At 45.5% G+C, this 18857-nt stretch carries 18 protein-coding genes; 1 reads left to right on the forward strand and 17 read right to left on the reverse strand.

All coding sequences use genetic code 11. From position 1 onward, the window contains the following. Positions 1-88 precede the first annotated feature (88 nt). The 12 genes from AC0TWI_RS10955 to AC0TWI_RS11010 all read right to left on the reverse strand — a co-directional run bounded on the left by AC0TWI_RS10955 (position 89) and on the right by AC0TWI_RS11010 (position 11560). On the reverse strand, positions 89-334 hold the full coding sequence (locus AC0TWI_RS10955) for a DUF2164 domain-containing protein (protein WP_488126389.1): 246 nt from the start codon (positions 332-334) through the stop codon (positions 89-91). A gap of 102 nt (positions 335-436) precedes the next feature. Next, positions 437-676 carry a CsbA family protein gene (locus AC0TWI_RS10960; RefSeq protein ID WP_488126390.1) on the reverse strand — a complete coding sequence of 80 codons (240 nt, stop codon included), beginning with the start codon at positions 674-676 and terminating at the stop codon, positions 437-439. 51 nt (positions 677-727) lie between these two features. Further along, on the reverse strand, positions 728-1369 hold the full coding sequence (locus tag AC0TWI_RS10965; protein WP_488126391.1) for an HD domain-containing protein: 642 nt from the start codon (positions 1367-1369) through the stop codon (positions 728-730). Between the two features lie 178 nt (positions 1370-1547). Then, complete coding sequence (gene pstB, locus AC0TWI_RS10970; RefSeq protein ID WP_488126423.1) at positions 1548-2318, reverse strand: phosphate ABC transporter ATP-binding protein PstB; 771 nt, start codon at positions 2316-2318, stop codon at positions 1548-1550. 29 nt (positions 2319-2347) lie between these two features. After that, complete coding sequence (gene pstB, locus AC0TWI_RS10975) at positions 2348-3175, reverse strand: phosphate ABC transporter ATP-binding protein PstB (RefSeq protein ID WP_488126392.1); 828 nt, start codon at positions 3173-3175, stop codon at positions 2348-2350. A 16-nt stretch (positions 3176-3191) separates the two neighbouring features. Next, entirely contained in the window at positions 3192-4076 is an 885-nt protein-coding gene (gene pstA / locus AC0TWI_RS10980) for a phosphate ABC transporter permease PstA (protein WP_488126393.1), read from the reverse strand. Then, positions 4073-5005, reverse strand: coding sequence for a phosphate ABC transporter permease subunit PstC (gene pstC / locus AC0TWI_RS10985; protein WP_488126394.1), 933 nt, complete (start codon positions 5003-5005; stop codon positions 4073-4075). Before pstC ends, pstA begins: the two co-directional genes overlap by 4 nt. A gap of 142 nt (positions 5006-5147) precedes the next feature. Continuing rightward, entirely contained in the window at positions 5148-6047 is a 900-nt protein-coding gene (locus AC0TWI_RS10990; RefSeq protein WP_488126395.1) for a phosphate ABC transporter substrate-binding protein, read from the reverse strand. A gap of 538 nt (positions 6048-6585) precedes the next feature. Further along, on the reverse strand, positions 6586-8361 hold the full coding sequence (pnpS, locus tag AC0TWI_RS10995) for a two-component system histidine kinase PnpS (RefSeq protein WP_488126396.1): 1776 nt from the start codon (positions 8359-8361) through the stop codon (positions 6586-6588). A gap of 2 nt (positions 8362-8363) precedes the next feature. Beyond that, positions 8364-9065: a response regulator gene (locus AC0TWI_RS11000; RefSeq protein WP_488126397.1), complete on the reverse strand. Its 702-nt coding sequence runs from the start codon at positions 9063-9065 to the stop codon at positions 8364-8366. 62 nt (positions 9066-9127) lie between these two features. Continuing rightward, entirely contained in the window at positions 9128-11212 is a 2085-nt protein-coding gene (locus AC0TWI_RS11005; protein ID WP_488126398.1) for a heavy metal translocating P-type ATPase, read from the reverse strand. Between the two features lie 15 nt (positions 11213-11227). Then, positions 11228-11560: an ArsR/SmtB family transcription factor gene (locus AC0TWI_RS11010; RefSeq protein WP_488126399.1), complete on the reverse strand. Its 333-nt coding sequence runs from the start codon at positions 11558-11560 to the stop codon at positions 11228-11230. A gap of 296 nt (positions 11561-11856) precedes the next feature. On the opposite strand from AC0TWI_RS11010, the gene AC0TWI_RS11015 reads away from it, so the two are divergent. Continuing rightward, positions 11857-12096 carry a ferredoxin family protein gene (locus AC0TWI_RS11015; RefSeq protein WP_488126400.1) on the forward strand — a complete coding sequence of 80 codons (240 nt, stop codon included), beginning with the start codon at positions 11857-11859 and terminating at the stop codon, positions 12094-12096. Between the two features lie 278 nt (positions 12097-12374). On the opposite strand, the gene AC0TWI_RS11020 is transcribed toward AC0TWI_RS11015, so the two are convergent. From AC0TWI_RS11020 to AC0TWI_RS11040, 5 genes are all read right to left on the reverse strand, one after another. Further along, positions 12375-13697, reverse strand: a complete 1323-nt coding sequence (locus tag AC0TWI_RS11020; RefSeq protein WP_009374086.1) for an ISL3 family transposase — start codon at positions 13695-13697, stop codon at positions 12375-12377. Positions 13698-13856: 159 nt separating this feature from the next. Next, positions 13857-15497 carry a mercury(II) reductase gene (gene merA, locus AC0TWI_RS11025; protein WP_002440486.1) on the reverse strand — a complete coding sequence of 547 codons (1641 nt, stop codon included), beginning with the start codon at positions 15495-15497 and terminating at the stop codon, positions 13857-13859. 28 nt (positions 15498-15525) lie between these two features. After that, positions 15526-15918 (reverse strand): mercury resistance transcriptional regulator MerR, encoded by a 393-nt coding sequence (gene merR, locus AC0TWI_RS11030; protein ID WP_001863748.1) that lies wholly within the window; start codon positions 15916-15918, stop codon positions 15526-15528. 197 nt (positions 15919-16115) lie between these two features. Next, positions 16116-17297 carry a PDZ domain-containing protein gene (locus AC0TWI_RS11035; protein ID WP_488126401.1) on the reverse strand — a complete coding sequence of 394 codons (1182 nt, stop codon included), beginning with the start codon at positions 17295-17297 and terminating at the stop codon, positions 16116-16118. Positions 17298-17393: 96 nt separating this feature from the next. Then, on the reverse strand, positions 17394-18818 hold the full coding sequence (locus tag AC0TWI_RS11040; RefSeq protein WP_488126402.1) for a S41 family peptidase: 1425 nt from the start codon (positions 18816-18818) through the stop codon (positions 17394-17396). Between the last annotated feature and the right edge of the window lie 39 nt (positions 18819-18857).

Below are 18857 nucleotides of genomic sequence, written 5' to 3' on the forward strand. Positions count from 1 at the left end.
CTCAATAACCAACAAAAAGCGAACGTATTTTCGTCTTTTTTTCATAAAAAAAGGCTGGACACGACAATGCCGTTCCAGTCCTTCCTTCTCACGAATCTTCTTTTTGCAGGGCATACAGGTCCTCTTCCAAACCTTGCATATGCTGTTCGGCCATCTCCCTCGCATCTGAGATAGCGCTATTGTAAAACACAGGCCCGAGGCGGTCCTTTACAAAATCAAATACCACTTCTGCCGCCAATTCACCAATTTCCTCTCCCCGCTCTTCAAGAAAAAATTCCTGTATCTCGCGGATCATCCCGCGTTTTTTCTCGGCTGAAAGCTTTGGCATCAACATCGCTTCATCCCCCTTTCCCTTTGAGGCTCCATCTATCATAGCATGGTTGGCATATTTGTCCTTCAGCAAAAAACGCCTCATGAAAAGATTGTCCTCTTTTCATCAAGCGCTTTTTTTCTTCCCTTTTTTCTTTGTCATCCGGTTGGCGAAAAACAATCCGGCCGTTAAAGAAGCCGCGTCGACAAGAACGAGCCACCACGTATGCAAATAGCCATTGTAAGCAGAGACTAGGATCAAGGCGACCGTCAGCACAAAGCCGACAGTCCGGCTATACGTCACCCTTGTAAAAAATACGACCAGAATGGCCGGTAAAAAAATCGCAGAGATCACTTTATCGATCACCGGTTACCACCTCAATCCAATTTTTCCCGAAATCCGTCTAAAGTGCAAGTTTTATTTTCCACTGTCCTCGATCATTTTCTCTGTAATGACCGTCAGCTCACTTTGTTCGATAAACCTTTCTGTTAGCATATCCGGCAGCACTTCATCCAAAAAGTATTTGACACAGTTCATATCCTTGAATAAAAGAATTGTGCTGAGTGCTTCCTCATAGATTTCCAAGAACAATGGCTCAGGGTTCTCCTTCTGAATTTCTCCAAAAGATTCATAAAGCAGGTCGATTTTATCCGCAACCGACAGGATCCTTCCTTCCATCGACTCGTCTTTCCCCTCTTTGAATCTTTCCAAGTAGATGGATTGGAATTGAGGGGGAAATTCTTTTTCGACGAACTTTTTTGTCATTTCTTCCTCGACTTCACTGAAAAGCCGCTTCAACTCTTTGGACGCGTATTTAACCGGGGTTTTGATATCACCCGTGAACAGCTCCGCATAATCGTGGTTCAGCGCTTTCTCATATAAAAGCCGCCAGTCGACCTTTTCTCCTGCCGATTCTTCGACCGTGCCGAGGAACTGGGCAATTTTTGTCACTTTAAAGGAATGGCTCGCGACAGAATGTTCCTGGAATTTGAACTTGCCTGGACAGCGATAGATCTTCTCCAAATCCGATAGACTCTTAAAATAATGATGGACTCCCATATTCTTTCACCACCCATACGTATGATCGTGCTTGCAATCATTTACCCTGCCTGGCAAGCAAGCTAAACGTTGTCCCTTTTTCTATCTTATGCACAAAGACAGTGCTTGTTAGTCATTCACTTTACCATGGGAAAGGCCGCTAGACAAAAATAAAGACCTCCAAATCGGAAGGTCCCTGTCAGCCAAACCGGCCGGATATATAATCTTCTGTCTGTTTCTTGGCAGGACGATTGAACATCCTATCGGTTTCGTTGAATTCGACGACTTCACCCTGATAGAAAAAGGCAGTTTCGCCGGAGACTCTTGCTGCTTGCTGCATGTTATGGGTGACGATAATAATCGTGTACTCTTTCTTCAGCTCAGCAATCAGCTTTTCCAGTTTCATCGTGGAAATCGGGTCAAGCGCAGATGTTGGTTCATCCATCAGAATGATTTCCGGTTCTGCTGCCAGCACCCTCGCCAGTACAAGACGCTGCTGCTGGCCGCCCGACAGTCCCATTGCCGATTTCTTCAAGTCATCCTTCACTTCATCCCAGAGGGCCGCTGCTCTCAGGCAGGTTTCCACCTTCTCATCCAATTCGCGCTTGGATGGGCGGCCATGGAGCCGAGGACCGTAAGCAATATTGTCATAGATCGATACCGGGAAAGGATTCGGCTGCTGGAACACCATTCCGATCTTCTTTCGCAGCTGGGAAACATCAACTTCCGGCCCATATATATCTTTGCCAAAGGCCGTGATCTCTCCTTCAACCCGGCTCGACGAGTACAGATCATTCATCCGGTTGATTGTCCGGAGAAACGTCGACTTCCCACAGCCGGAAGGACCGATGAGCGCTGTTACCTCATTTTTTTTCAAATCCAAATTGATTTTTTTCAGCGCATGGAACTTGCCATAGTAAAAATCAAGATTTTCTGTTTTGATGGCAGTTGTCGGCCGGGCGTCGGCCATTTGCAGTACATTCATTAATTTCTGCCCCCTCAGCCGAAACGGCCGGTAATATAGTCTTCAGTCTGCTTAAGGCGCGGTTTCGCGAACAGCTCAACTGTCCTGCCGTGCTCAATCAGGTTGCCCATGTAGAAAAAAGCAGTGTAGTCGGAGATTCTCGCAGCCTGCTGCATGTTATGCGTCACAATAATGACTGTATACTCACGGGCCAGTTCCCCGATCAGCTCCTCAATTTTCCCCGTTGAAATCGGATCAAGCGCCGATGCCGGCTCATCCAGCAGCAGGACATCCGGTTTGACCGCGAGACTCCTTGCGATACAAAGACGCTGCTGCTGCCCGCCGGAAAGGGAGATTGCCGATTGGCCGAGCTTATCTTTCACTTCATCCCAAAGCGCTGCCTGCCGCAGGCTCATCTCCACGATCGCTTCCAACTCATCCTTCCGTTTGATCCCGTGATGCCTTGGTCCAAATGCGATATTCTCAAAAATCGATTTGGCGAATGGATTCGGCCTTTGGAAAACCATACCGATCCTTTTGCGGATTTCAAACAAATTGGCATTATCCTGATTGATATCTACCTCTTTATAAAGAATCCGCCCTTCTGAACGGCATCCGGTAATTTCATCGTTCATTCTGTTAAGACTTCGCAAAAAGGTTGATTTGCCGCAGCCCGAGGGCCCTATCAATGAAGTGACGCATTTCTCTGGAAAAGAAAGCGACACTTCCCGGACAGCTGTTTTTTCCCCGTAATAAACAGACAGGGACTCCGTTGCGAGTGCGTTTTGTGCTGCTATCTTCCTCAGTTCCACGGACAAATCGGGTATGAACGTTTCTTTTCTTTCCCGTAAACTTACCGCCATCGTGCATTCCTCCTTATCAAGATGAAGTCATTTTTTTGTAGACAAATTTTCCAAGCAGCCTTGCACCTGCATTAAACAGGAGAATGCCGATGATTAGCAGTGCAGCAGCGCCGTCGGACACGGCCTGCGCATCGGGCATAATCCCTTCTCCATTGATTTTCCAGATGTGGACGGCTAATGTTTCCGCCGGCCGCAGCGGGTTAAGCGGGGAAGTGGCGGAGAGCGGGTTCCAATTGGCAAAATCCAGGGCCGGACTGCTCATGCCTGCGGTATAGATGAGAGCAGCCGCTTCGCCGAATACTCGGCCGGAGGCAAGGATGACACCTGTGATAATCCCCGGCAGAGCGGCAGGAAGGATGACCGAAACGATCGTTTCCCATCTCGATACGCCGAGGGCAAGGCCAGCCTCGCGCTGGCTCGCCGGAACGTTGCGGATGGAATCTTCCACAACACGTACCATCAGCGGCAAATTGAACACACTTAGAGCGAGGGCACCCGATAAAATGGAGAAGCCCCATCCCATCCAAATGACGAAGAAGAGGAAACCGAACAAACCCACTACAATCGACGGCAAGGAAGACAGGACTTCAATCATCGTCCGGATCGTGTCCGTCAGCCAGTTCTTCCTCGCATATTCTGCCAAATAAATGCCGGCTCCTAGTGAAATCGGAATCGAAATGATCATCGTCAAAACGAGTATATAAAACGAATTGAACAATTGTGGGCCAATCCCTCCGCCCGCTTTGAATATTTGCGGCGGCGAGGTGATGAAGCTCCAGGAGAGCTTTGGCAGACCGTTATACAAAATATATGAGAACATGCCAGCCAACAATAGAACGATAAAGCAGGCGATACCTGTCAAAATGACGGTTGCCAGTTTATCCGCTGATTTTGCTTTCATTTTCCTGCACTTCTCCTTCCGATCATGCGAATACAGATGATGAAAAACAGAGACATCAAGAGCAGCACGAGAGCGAGTGACCAAAGGGCATTGTTTTCTGTCTGGCCAAGCACCGTGTACCCCATTCCCATCGTCAGCATGCTTGTCAAAGTGGACGCCGGCTCAAACAGCGAACCCGGGATGACAGCAGAATTACCGATAACCATCTGGACCGCAAGTGCTTCGCCAAATGCCCGGGCCATACCGAAGATAACGGCCGTCAGCAAACCGGGCCGGGCCGTTTTCACGACAATCCGCCAAATTGTCTGCCAGCGTGTGGCACCGAGCGCGTAGGACGCTTCTCTCAGATTTTGCGGAACGGCTTTGATGGCATCAGCAGAAAGACTTGCAATCGTCGGCAGAATCATGACAGACAGCACGACCGTTCCAGCCGCTATACCGAAACCGCTGCCTGAAAAATATTCCCTCATCAGCGGGACAATGACAGTCAGCCCGATGAATCCATATACGACTGAAGGGATTCCCACCAGCATCTCCATAACCGGCTGCAAAAGCCGTTTTCCGAATTGGGGAGAAATCTCGGTCAAGAAAATGGCTGCCCCGATTGCAATGGGGGCACAAATTAAAGCAGAGAGAAGTGTGACCGCAAAGGAACCGAAGATAAACGGAAATGCCCCAATCAAAGGTTTTCCCGCTTCGCTTAAAGCAGCAGGATTCCACTTCCTTCCGAATAAAAAGTCTGACAAACTCCCATTGTTCACAAAAAAGGTAGACAGCCCTTTCGCTGCAATGAAATAGCAGATAGAAAAGGCGAGGGCGATGACAATTGCCACGGCGGCCAGTGTGACCAGCTTTCCATTTCGTTCTTTTTTTGCTTTTGCACTTGGCCGAAGCAAGAGTTCAGCCATCGGGTTTTCGGTACGATTCATTGCTCGTTCTTCCTTTCATCCTTTTAGGCTCAGTCTTGCCTTTCATCCGTTTAACGAATGACCAGGCTCCTCCCGCGGCCAGTGATGTTGCCCGGGAAGAGCCTCGTCTCATCTATCATTTCACAGGGGGTTGAAATGAAGATTATTTTTTAGTTACGTTTCCTTCAGCATCCCTTTCGACCTTCATTCCCGTTACAGGAAGATAGTCCATTTCCGGAAGCAGGCTAGCCTGGATCTCCTCTGAAAGGATGTACTCGATGAATGCCTTCGCTACGCCGTCTGCTTCACCATTTGTGTACATATGCTGGTAAGCCCAGATTTTCCATTCATCTGTCTCGACATTTTCCTGATTCGGTGCTTTTCCATCAAGCGACAATGCAGTAATGGAGTCATCAAAGTAGGAGAATGCCAAGTAGCTAATTGCTCCTGGAGTTTCGCTGACAATCTTTTTAACCGTTCCGGAAGAATCCTGCTCCTGTGCTTCGATCGGCGTTTCGCCTTTTAAACCGAACTGTTCAAAAGTTGCCCGTGTACCTGAACCTTGTGCGCGGTTGATGACGACAATCTCCTGGTCTGCTCCGCCGACATCTTTCCAATTCGTAACTTTTCCTGTGAAAATATCAATCAACTGATCTTGCGTAATATCTTTGACGCCGGCTTCCGGATGAACGACTGGTCCCATTCCGACTACGGCTACTTTATGATCTTTTAATTTAGAAGCATCAATTCCATCTTTCTCTTCAGCAAAAATATCAGAGTTTCCAATGTCAACGGCACCTTCACTAATTTTGCTCAAACCAGTACCACTGCCGCCGCCTTGTACATTAATCTGCGCTTTTGGATTTTCAGCGGTAAACTGCTGGGCAGCTGCTTCGACCAATGGCTGCAATGCGCTAGAGCCGACTGCCGTGATCGAACCTGAAATTTCTTCTGCACCCTTTTCAGCCTGTTTTGCTTCCGTCTTTGTTTCATTGCTGCTGCATCCAGCTGCGACGAAAAAAATCGCCATTGCCAAACTGATTGCTCCGATGAACTTCTTCATTTTCGATCCCCGCTTTCTATTTTTTCTTTCTCCCTTGCAACTTCACTATAAAACTTTCATTTTAAATCCCGGTGAACCTGTCGTTAATGAATTGTAAAGAAATGATGAAGTTCAAAAAGGCGGTCCAGAAAGTCAGGGTCAACTGATTTTCTATGACAGCCCTTTGTTTTTAAGCTAATAAAGAGTTCGATTTATTAAGGTTTTGGTGGAAGAAAGTGATTGGACGGTAGGTTTGATACGGGGAGTAAACAACAATCCTTTTCTTTTGGTATCTATGCGGTTCTTTGACACCGCAAGTTTTCCTATTTACATTTCTTCAAGTGGCTATCGGGCTCTTTGATACCGGAAAGGTTCTAATTTACATATCTACAGGTTTCTATCCGGCTCTTTGACACCGGAGGAAAACCAAAACAAAGCTCTTCAGGTGTCTTTTCTTGAATAGGAACGAACTTTTCTTTGAAGGCCTCCCGCAATTAGAAAAAAGAAAAGCAGGAGGAGAAAAACATATCGTTTTTCTCCCCCTGCTTACTATAAGACTTTATTCAGGTTGTTTTTTCGGGAAAGTGATGATGAAGGCTGTCCCTTTCCCCTCTTCACTCTCCACCTTGATTGTGCCGTGATGAGCGTCAACAAGGTGTTTTACAATTGCCAGGCCTAGTCCGGTACTTCCGGAATCTCGGGTTCTGGCTCTGTCCACCCGATAAAAGCGCTCAAATATCCGCGGCAGGTCTTTCTTGGAAATGCCGATCCCGTTGTCGGCAATCTTCAATTCGATCGAACCCTCGCCTTCTTCAAGCGTTACCGTCACTTGCCCATTTTGGCTCGTATAAGAAATCGCATTGGAGAAAAGATTGAGCAAGATTTGCTGAATCCGATCCTTCTCCCCTTCCATGATGACCGCTTTTTTCGGGGGAAGCGAAAGGATGATTCCTTTTTTCGCCGCTTTCTCTTTCACAAGCTCAACCGTTCCGAATAGAGCCTCGGTCAGATTAACCGATTCAATCGCAAGCGGCTCACGATGCTGTTCGATTTTCGACAGATCCAGAATATCATTGATCAATCGATGAAGCCGCTCGCTTTCATCATAGATGATGGTCAAAAAGCTGCGGAGCAATTCCTCATCTTCCAGCGTTCCATCCAAGAGTGTCTCGGCAAATCCTTTCACGGAAGTGATCGGCGTTCGCAACTCGTGGGAAACGTTAGCAACGAATTCGCTCCTCATCTTTTCCAGCCTCCGAATATCCGTGATATCATGCAAGACGGCGATAATGCCCCTCATCTCATTTTGATCATCGAGATAGGGAGCAAGATGAGCATTCAAAATTCTTTCCTCTGGTGTATACAAGTGAATCTCTTCTTTAATCTCTTTGCCGCTTTTCAGGCAGCGGTCGATTAACAGACTGAGACCTGCACTTTTACCGGCCTCCGCATGAAGCTTTCCGATGAGCGCATCCTCATCTGCACCTAGCATATCGGACATGGCCCGGTTGACAAGCTGGATTTTCCCTTTTTTGTTTACAAGTAAAACGCCGCTCATCATGTTTTCCAGAACGCCTTTAAGCTGATGCTCATTTTCACTGATCGTTTTCATTTGCCGCTTCAGATTGGAAGCAAGGTTGTTAATCGCCTCAGCAAGCTGGCCAAGTTCGCCTTTGGGCTGCGTACGGACTCGCGCGGAGAAGTCCTGTTTATCAAGCTTCTCTGAAACAGCGATCATTTCCTCAATCGGGCTTGAGATCCCCTTCGCAAGCCTCATGCCGACGATTGCTGTCAGTAGCAGAGCCGTCAAAAGAACGAGCGTCAAGGTGACCCATAACTTCCTCACGACTTTCTCGACATGGTCCAGTGTGATCGACGTCCGAATCGCACCAGTAAGATCATTCCCTTCGTATACAGGGACTGTCACGTACATCATGCTAGTTCCAAGCGTATCGCTATGCCGGATGGAGACGCCTTTCACTTTTCCTTGCTTTAGAACTGACTGGAATTCCGGCCTGGCCGCATGATTCCCCATCGTTTCAGGTTCTTCAAGCGAGTCGGCCAGCACCTTGCCATCCTCATCAACAATGGTGATCCTCGGCGTATCCTTACCCGCCAACTGTGTCACCTTGCTTTTTAGGTCTGCTTCATCGAGACCGGTTCCGCTGATGGCCAACGCCTTTTTAGCCAGGGTGGCGTTTTGGTAAAGCTGGTTCTCTTTCATATCAAAGTATGTAGTTTTCGCAAGCTCGGCCAAGAAAAAGCCGCTGGCAAGCAAGATGAGAAAGATTAACAGTAAAAATGAGAACGTCATTCGAATCCATAGCTTATGCATCGTTATTGTTTTTCCAACTTGTAGCCAAATCCGCGGACAGTCTTAATATAAATTGGCTGCTTCGTATCTTCTTCAATTTTTTCCCTGAGATGACTGATATGGACATCAACGATTCGCGAATCTCCCGCAAAGTCATAATTCCAAACCGCATCAAGGAGCTGATTGCGATTCAACACTTTGCCATGATGATTGGCCAAGTAAAGCAGCAATTCAAATTCCTTCGGAGTAAGTTCTAATTTTTCTCCCTTAAGAAAAGCCTCGTATTGAGCCGGATAGATGGAAATCTCTCCGATCCTGATAACCGTCTCCGCATCATCCGTCAGTACTGGTTCCTCTTCCCTGTTCGTCCTCCGCAAGATTGCTTTCACTCTTGCAACGACTTCCCTTGGACTGAACGGCTTTGTCAAATAGTCATCTGCCCCAAGTTCAAGGCCAAGCACCTTATCAAATTCATCGTCTCTTGCTGTCAGCATTAAAATCGGCGTCAAAACCTTTTCCTGCCTCAGTGTTTTGCACACATCCATGCCTTCCATTCCCGGCAGCATCAAATCCAGCACAATCAGATCCGGGCTTTCTTCCATTGCCCGTTTCAAACCTGCCAATCCGTCATTTGCAGTAATGACTTGAAATCCAGCCTTCTCCAAATTAAATTGCAACAATTTAACAATTGACGGCTCGTCATCGACAACAAGAATTTTGTCCATCCCCATCCTCCTCAGCTCTTGAAAAACCCAATACACAGGCCTGGGCAGGCCTGTGTGCTAGGTTATGCGTGATTCGGCGACTTTTTCTCAAGTAAGATCGTTAAGCTAATCAATGTTACGAGTACAGTCGCCCCCATATCTGATAATATCGCAATCCAGAGCGTCAATAAACCAGGAATCGTCAATAATAGCGCAATTATTTTCAAACCGAGTGCAAGAGAGATGTTCAACTTGATAACAGAGTTGACTCTTTTGGCGATTTTAACGGCGGAAGGCAGCTTGCCTAAATGGTCCTGCATGAGGACGACATCCGCTGTTTCAATCGCACTGGCAGCCCCTTTCCCCATCGCAATTCCGATATCTGCTGTCGCCAAAGCTGGTGCATCGTTGATTCCGTCTCCTACCATCGCTACTGTTCCCCGTGTTTCGAGCTCTTTGATCTTTTCGACCTTCATATCAGGTAGCAGTTCAGCATAGTAGTCTGTCAGGCCGGTTTCCTTGGCAATTTTTTCGGCTGTTCCTCGATGGTCCCCGGTCAGCATGACCGTGTTTTTGATGCCGGCTTTGCGCAGCCCGCCGATAATGTCCCGGCTTTCCGGGCGAATTTCATCCCCGATGCCGAACAGGCCAAGCACGCGATCCTTGGATGCGGCAGCTACTAGCGTATGACCGCCTGCTTTCAGCTTTTCGATATCCCGTTGAACCTCTGATGTCATAGCGGAGGCTGGAATGACAGATTCGTTGCCAATCCAGTATTCCTCTCCAGCGACAACTGCTTTTACCCCTTTGCCCGGAATGGTATCTGTATCATTCACATCCATAACCGCGGCTCCTTCTGCTTCTGCCTTTTTTGTGACGGCCAGCGCCAGAGGGTGAGAAGAGAGTTTTTCAATGCTCGCTGCCACACTTAAAAATTTGTCATCATACTTGAACATTTCTTCGACATGAGGCTCTCCCTTTGTGAGCGTCCCCGTTTTATCAAAGGCAATCGTGTCAATTTTCCCGAGCTGTTCAAGAAAGACGCCACCCTTTACCAGTATGCCATTCCGCGCATTGCGGGCAATTCCTGACACAATTGCTATCGGTGAAGAAATGATCAAGGCGCATGGACAGCCGACGATCAGAACAGCAAGACCTTGATAAAGCCAATCTTCCCAAGCTCCGCCGAACAGCGGAGGAATAACGATTACAGCAAGGGCAATCGCCATAATGAGCGGTGTATAGTAACGGGCGAAACGATTGATAAACTGCTCAGTCGGTGTTTTCGTCTCCTGCGCTTCTTCAACAAGGTGCAAAATCTTGGCGAGGGAGGAGTCCTCATACACCTTTGTAATTTTCACCTCAAGCACGCCTTCATTGTTGATGCTGCCGCCAAATACACTTTCTCCTTGCGTTTTGTCGACAGGCATTGACTCACCAGTAATCGGGGCTTCATTAACAGAACTTTTTCCCGAAGTGACGAGACCGTCGGAAGGAATCTTGTCACCAGCTTTGACAAGGACGATGTCCCCGATTTTGAGGTCCGAAATTTTTATTGTTTTCGTCTCTCCGCCGACGAGGATGGTCGCTTCCTTCGGGGCGACTTCCATTAACGTTTCCATTGATTTCCGGGCTCTTGCCATGCCAAGTCCTTCGAGGTATTCATTGACCCCGAAGAGGATCGCAACGAGGGTACCTTCCTTCCATTCGCCGATACTGAAGGCACCGATAAGAGCAATTGTCATCAACGTGTCGATATTAAATTTGAATTTGATTAAATTCTTCAAACCCTTGAGGAAAGTTGAATACCCGCTCAAGGCGGCGGCAGCTACATACAGGGCAATCGCTGCGGGTTCGGGACCGAACTTATCGGTTACGATCGCTGCTGCGAATAAAACCGCTGATAGGCCGAGCAGCCAGATCAGGCGCTTGACTCCGGCATGGTCATGGTCGTGTGCATGTTCCGCTTCTTCTGTTTGAACTATTTTTGCCCCATCGCCCGCTAATATTTTTTCAACCTCTTTCATTTTCACTTTTTCAGAAACAAGAAGCTTACTTGAATTATAAAGAATTTTTGCATCGTCTCCATGTTCAAGCTTCTGAATTTCTTCTTCCATTTCTCTGGCACAATTGGCGCAGGAAAGGCCCTGCAATTTGTATTCGGCCATCCTTTTCATCTCCCGTCACATATGTCTTGCATGGTCGATCGTATGCTCAAGAACATTCATAACATGGTCATCATCGTGGGAATAATAAAGTGTCGTTCCTTCCCTCCGGAATTTCACTAGCCGCAGATTTTTCAAAAAACGCAGTTGATGCGAAACCGTGGACTGCATTAAGGAAAGTTCCTCAGCAATCTCATTTACCGAGCACTCCCGCTGAGAAAGCAAATGGAGAATCCGGATCCTTGTCGGCTCGGATAGCGCTTTGAATGTCTGGGAAACAATAAAAAGAGTCTCCTTATCCAGGTCGCCGTCATATTGAGCATTCACATTTTCTTCTTTACCCGATCCCATCGGTTTAACCCCCTCTTTGCAAATAACATATATGAACATATATTCATGTATTGATATAAGTGTATTCCACCACTTCTTTTTCGTCAAGCTTATATTCACATAATTTAAAATTCCGCCGTATTTATCGCCCATTCCTCCTGGATCGGGTTCCACCAGACAGGGCAGGAACATTCGCTTCCTTCTCAGTCCTTTGATTGATTGAAAAGTATGGACGCCTTTGGTATATTGGAGAAAGAATGATTCAATCTGTAACTGGCCCAGGCGGCCATTGCATATCCTTTGAAGGTGGTTATAGTATGTCCTACGTTATTACATCCCCTTGTGCAGGGGAAAAATTCGGCGAATGCATGGATGTCTGTCCGGTAGACTGCATCGCGGAAGGGGAAGAACAGTACTATATCGACCCTGACATCTGCATCGATTGTGGTGCATGCCAGGCTGTATGTCCTGTTGACGCAATCTTCCACGAAGAAGAAATGCTGCCGGAGGATGAAATATATCTGGAAAAAGCAAAAGCATTCTTCGCTGATAAGTAAAATGCATCGTAGCAAAAAAGGGCTGTCCGGAAAACCAGTGAAAACTGATTTTCTGTGACCGCCCTTTTTCTTTGCTCCGTCCAGACAAGACAGACCTAAAAAAAACAGGGCGAGAAAAAACGTATTGTTTTTTCTCGCCCTGTTTTCATTTAGGGATCTTATTCGGATTCCTATCACGTGTCTGTCTACTTGAGAGCTCCCCCAAAATTTTATACAGCTTTATTGGTCTGGCTGCTGTTTCTTTTTTCGGGTATTCGGATTTTATGGTGGAAAAGGGCTTATAAATCACCCTTCTCCAAATTCTTAATAAGTGTGGAAAAATCGACACCAAAGTTGTCTGTAATGTCGTGATCATTCACTTCATACCAATTGAAAGTATCGTATAACATAGCTTTATTGAAAGCACTTGAATTAAATCGTGGCTTACGCTTTTTATGGAGCTTCTCATTGAAAAGGATTTTGGCTCGTAAGGCATCAAACGAGTAACCTCTACCCATTCGCTCTACCTGCCTAATAATGCTGTTAATTGACTCCGTATAAGCATTAGTGAGCCTTTTATCAAAGTAGTTGAATATTTCGACATGCCAGTTGTCTACGGCTCTCACGAGGTCTTTATATGCGTCTTTAGAGTTGCTGGACATACAACGGTGTCTCCATTGACTATAACGAAGATGACCTTCATCTGGATCAGGAGTATCCCATATCCAGTAAAACTCTTCTTTGAGTTCATAGGCTTCTTTTAAAGCAGGAAGATTACCTAACCAAGTATCTAAGAGGAATGATTCACGTTCATTTAGATCGTGTTTACGCTTTAGAAGGATAAACCTTTCACGCATAAGGGTACGTCTTTCTTTTTGGCTCATATGGGCTTTCAAAGACTTTCTGACGTTATCTAAGGCTTGATTAGCCATTCTAACTACATGAAACTTATCTACGACAACTTTAGCGTGTGGAAGGATAGTGTTCACTGCGTCTTTGTAGGGCTTCCACATATCCATTGTGACGTACTCAATGTAAGTCCTGTCACTGATTTCTGAAAGACGTTGGATGACTGTTTCCTTGTTACGGTTAGGCTTGATGTCATAAATAGTCCTGCGTTCAATATTAGTCAATACAAGCCGAGGTCTACGGATAATATGTATCTCGTCTATCCCAAGCCACTTAGGAGTTTCAAACTGGTATTCACGTTCTTTGAGTGCCACATAGTCCTTAAAAACGTTCCTAATGGTTTTCTCGTCAACACCAACGCTTTCTGCGACTTCTACAAAGGTCTTAGACATGGATTGCTCTTGAATGGACTTTAAAAGCCTTTTGGTCATACTACGCTTTTCATCTACAGATATTAGGCGTTCCCAGAAGGTAGATCCGCATTCACGACACTTGTATCGTCTACGGTTCAATTGTAAGCCCACTCGCTTTAAACGAATGGGCAAATCCATAATTAGTTGATTTCTTGAACTGTGTTTGTACAACTTGTCAAAACCACATTCAGGACAACGTTCAGGTGGTCCGACTGCTTCAACTTTAAACATCATATCGGTTTCATTTTCTTGTGGCGGTTCTATTGTTTTAATGTCTGGTAGGGATAATAAGTCTGACATATTATTCATCCTTTATTACTCTGCGGTGTTAAGGTATCAATTATAGATTTGATGTCGAAATCATCAGTGTTAAATTATTTTTGTGACCACAAATGCACTTAGAAAATCCCTTAAAGCATTAGCTGGTTCACTTGAATAGGGAGTTGTAAAAAAGTTCCCTTAGCCTGCACAACAAGATAATTTCGAAATATCTTTATCGAACGTAAGTGCAGCTAATTTTAGCCCTTCAGCCATTGTTAAATATGGTGCTAGGGTTTCTGTTAAATCTTCTATCGTTAAGCCAAATTTAACAGCTAATGATGCTGCATAGATGACATCTCCTGCATTCTCAGATACAATATGAACCCCTAATACTTTTAGTGTTTCTGCATCTGCTACTAGTTTAAATACACCGGTTGTTTCACGGTTTACAATTGCTCTTGGAACAGCATCTAAAGGTAATACAGATGTCTTCACATCATACCCTTTCTCTTTTGCTTGTTCTTCTGTTAAACCAACCGTTGCAACCGTCGGATTCGTAAACGTAACAGCAGGAACTACCGATAAATCTATTTTTTTGTTTAATCCACCAATAGCATTATCAGTAATAATTCCACCTTCATAGGCTGCTACATATACAAATTGTGGTCCTAAAGTCACATCTCCTGCTGCATAAATCTTTTCATTACTTGTTTGACCAAAATCATTGATCAGGATTTCATTATTTTTTCCAGTTTCAACACCTGCTGCACTTAAATTTAAAGAATCCGTATTTGGTTTTCTTCCAGTGGCAACAAGTAACTGATCTGATTCAATGACTTCTCTACTGCCATTTACTGTTACGTAAACCCTTTTTATCTCTCCACTTTGTTCAACACGCTCAAAAGTTGCCCCTTTGACAAGGTTTATACCCTGTTCAATTAACGCTTTTTCAACTGACTCTGAAATCTCAGGATCATACTCCTTTAAAAGTCGCTCACTTCTTTGCATAAGCGTTATTTCTGAACCTAAATGATGAAATAGTTGTCCAAGCTCCATTCCAATGTATCCTGAACCAATTACAGTTAATCGTTTTGGTATTTTCTTTAACTCAAGAAGTGTTGTACTAGTTAAATAGTCCATTTTTTCAAGTCCTGAAATTTGGGGCAACGAAGGCGATGCACCTGTTGCAATTAAAAAGCGTTTTGCAGATAACTTTGCCCCATTGACCTCAACCGTACTAGCATCAACGAATTTTGCTTCACCTTTAATTAAATCAAAATTATATTCATCAATTAAATCCATATATTTTTGATTCCGAAGTTCGCTCACCAATTTATCCTTTTGCGTGATTAAACTAGCTAAATCCACTTCTCCAGCGGATGTTTGTAAACCTATAAACGGATTGTCTTTTGATAAATGATTGATTTCCCCTGCCCTAAGAAGAGTTTTTGACGGAACACAGCCAATATTCACACAGGTTCCCCCAACCGTTCCACGCTCAATCATTCCAACTTTTGCACCGTATTCTATAGCTTTAATTGCCGAAGAAAAGGCAGCAGCACCAGAACCAATAATAAGAAGGTCATAATTGTCTTCATTAATTAACGCCACGTTTTCTAGTGATGATACTTCTTCAATTTCTCCGGCTTGGTAATTTGCTTCATCAATCGCCTTTATTGCACTTTCAACCTCAATATCATCGGGCAGTTCAAATACTGCTTCACCACGACGATAACTAGACTCAATATTTTTAGCACCTATCTTTTCAAGTGCTGATTCTACGTGTTTTTCACAACCCGTACAAGTCATTCCTGAAATGTTTACCTTAAATTTATTCATAAAAAAGCTCCTTTCGTTAATTAATCTCTCATGTTAATGTTTCTATTATTGGACACGAATGTAATTGCTTTTCATCTGGACATCGTTGTTTTAAGTCGTCTAACATAGTTTCAATTCGTTTTAAATCCTCTATTTGTTTTTGCACTTCCTTTTGTTTTTTAGAAACAAATTCGAACATATCTTGACAACGAACTTCATCTTTATCTACAACACCAAGTAATTTATAAATCTCGCTTAAAGAAAAACCAAGTTCCTGTATTCGTTTAATAAACCCAACACGCTTAACGTCATCATATGAATATATCCGATAACCAGCTTCCGTTCGGTGAGGTTCTTGTAATAAATTTTTTCGCTCGTAATATCTGATCGTTTCTTTATTAACTCCACATTTATCTGCAAACTCACTAATGCGATAAATCATCTTATTTCACCCCATGAATATTATAAACCGTGTACCATAGTACACGGTCAAGTAAATTGGACTATTTTATTTTTTTCCCAAAGTATCACTCGTATGTGATTGATACTTTTATATAATACTATTGATTATCCTAACATCCCACCAGAAAATCCGATTTAAACACCAGTTGTTTTTAAACTATTAAGAAAGTAATTCCACTATATATTCCGAAGACCCCTTTTTTCAACAAACAGGATGCCAAGCTCATGGTGGTCGCCTTCGTAGAGAGCACGCTGCAGCATCCGAATTTCTCCATTGCTGTCCAAAACGTCGAGCTTACAATACGCCCGGTTTTTTAAAAGTGCTTCATACAATTCCTGTTTCGATCTTATTGCTTGCCCGTTGCATGTCTGGATAATTTCTCCCCTTTTCAGCCCTATCTTCTCAGCGGGCGTCCCGGGAATAACATCGAGGATCATTACCCCTTTGTTGCGAGGGGTGAAGTAATAAGGGGTTGAACGTTCTCTCACCCGGTGCCTATGGGATATCCAAATCCGTCCGGCTGCTGCCAATACTGGAGCTGCCATCAAGGCGTATGTTCCTATCCAATGTCCCGCTACTCCCACTCCAAGGACGAGGAAACCGAGCAGGAGCACCTGGCGGCCGACTCTTCCGACAGCCTCTTGCGGCAGTACACTTTGCGTCTGCTGCTGAAAGCCGAGAAGGAAAGGCAGGAAAAGAGGAGTAAAACCATCCCCACCGGCTTGAAGCACGGGCCACCATTCGGCTGGCGAAGTCAGATTCCCAGCAGGCAGCAGGCAAAAGACCGGCAGGAGCCAAAGCCGTTTTGTCTGATGGGCGCCAACGGTTAATCCCCGGGAGCTTGTCCTCAGCTTCGGTGACACGTCGCGCAAGCCATTCTTCAGTATCAAAAAGCCTTCAGCAATCAGCAAGATCCCGATGAAAGCGCCAATTGCCAACCATTCCTCATTTGTAAACTTTACAGTTCCGAAATAGGGAAGACGCCATCCAAAAAAGGAGGATGCCATCAGGACAATGGCTGGGAGTCCGACCGTAAAAGCAGGTGACAGCAGCCTCCCGTTTCCCGCCGCTCCCAGCAAGACGGTCGCCGCCGCAATGGCTGCAACCATAGAGAGCGGAAGAACAAGACCGATCCCGATAAACAGCAACGTCAAGATGGCGCCGGCTGCAAGTCCGGCCGGAAATAATAGGCCCAGCTCGTGGAGAACGCCATTGACGCGCGTATGGAAATCTTTCCGCTCCCTTTTCACTCGCAGGTAACCGGCATAAAGGGCCAATCCAATCGCAAAATATAAAACAGGGTTCAAGAAAAATCTGCCCAAACCTTTCACTACTTCTAAGGCCCATACTTCCGCCAATGAGATGCACATCCTTTCCGAAACAATCCAATTCCCTCTTATTCTATCAGAAACAGGGAAAGGGGAACAGGCTTCAAATGCCGTTCCCCTTCAAATTCAAATGATTTTCAATGCTACCTGAAGCTGCAAATCATACTTCTCATCTTCAATTCTTGTTCTAACCTGCTCTTCGAGACCGCCAGCTGTCGCTTCGTCAATTTTTCCGGTGACCGGCAGCTTTTGAACCGATTGAAAAGCTTTGACTGCGATTTCCGTATTTTCATCGAAGTAGCCATCCTTTCTGCCCGGCGAAAATCCTAGTGCAGCCAGAGCTTCCTGTGCGGTCTTCACCTGGTCGTTGTTCATATCGCGGACAAGCGTTTCGGAAGGACGAATGGCCTGTACATCAAACAGTGCCGGCTGCTTCACCTCGAAGGTAGGCTCAATGCCTTTCCCATGAATCCAGTTCCCTTCCGGTGTCAGCCATTTGAACATCGTCAATTTGATATTGCTGCCATCGTCGAGAGGTACCGGCTGCTGAACCGTCCCTTTTCCGAATGTTTTTTCCCCGACTAGAGGATAATCCTCGATCTCCTTCAGACCGCCTGCCAGAATTTCCGAGGCTGATGCACTTCCCTCATTGACAAGCAGCGCTACCGGGTAAGGCTTGCGCTTTTTCAGACTGGAAAAGTAAGGCTGTTTCTTTCCGCTCTTTTCCTCAATTTGGACGTATGGTTTTTTGCCGGTGACGAGCTGCTGCAATATATCCTCGACACTCGAAAGCATCCCTCCCGGATTTCCCCGCACATCAATAATTAAACCGTCAATCCCCTTTTTCTCCAAATCACTCAGCTCGTTAGCAAAGTCTCTCGCCGTCTCCGTAGAAAAGGATGTAATTTCAATATAGCCGACATTTTTCTTTCCTGATTTTTTCATATCGGAAAACACGGTAAGCAATGGCACATCCGCGCGCTGAATGTTCACAGTAAACGGAACGGACGATGCCCCCCTCTTGATTTCCAGCTCAACTTCCGAGCCTTTTTCGCCGCGGATTCTCTCTGAAGCTTGATTGACATCCAGCCCTTCCACGCTTTTCCCGTCAATTTTTAAAATTTGGTCCCTTGGCTTCAGTCCCGCCTTCTCTGCCGGTGTGTTCTTAATCGGAGAAACAATGATCAATTTTCCTTCCTCGATTGCGATCTGTGCGCCAATTCCTTCGAAGGAAGTTTCAAAGTTTTCATTGAACCTTTTGCTCGTCTCCGCATCCATATAGACCGAATAAGGATCCTTCAGCGTGCTGATCATCCCTTGGATTGCCCCGTGAATAAGCTGTCCATTCTCCGTCTTCTCCACGTATGAAGAACGGATCAAGTGATAGGCCTGCGCAACTTTGTCAAACCCTTCAATTTCTTCAGTCTCCAATGTTCTCTCAGGCGCAGCTTTCTCTTCCATTGGCAAAATCCATTCAACCGCCGAATATGTTCCTAGCACCCCGAGCAAAAAGGCGCCTGCCATCCAGAGTGCTACCCATTTCTTTTTCATCCTTTCCCTCCCTCGCCTTCATGAAGGCCTGTCTCTTTC

It is taken from the genome of Lederbergia sp. B243.17 (genome assembly GCF_057657925.1).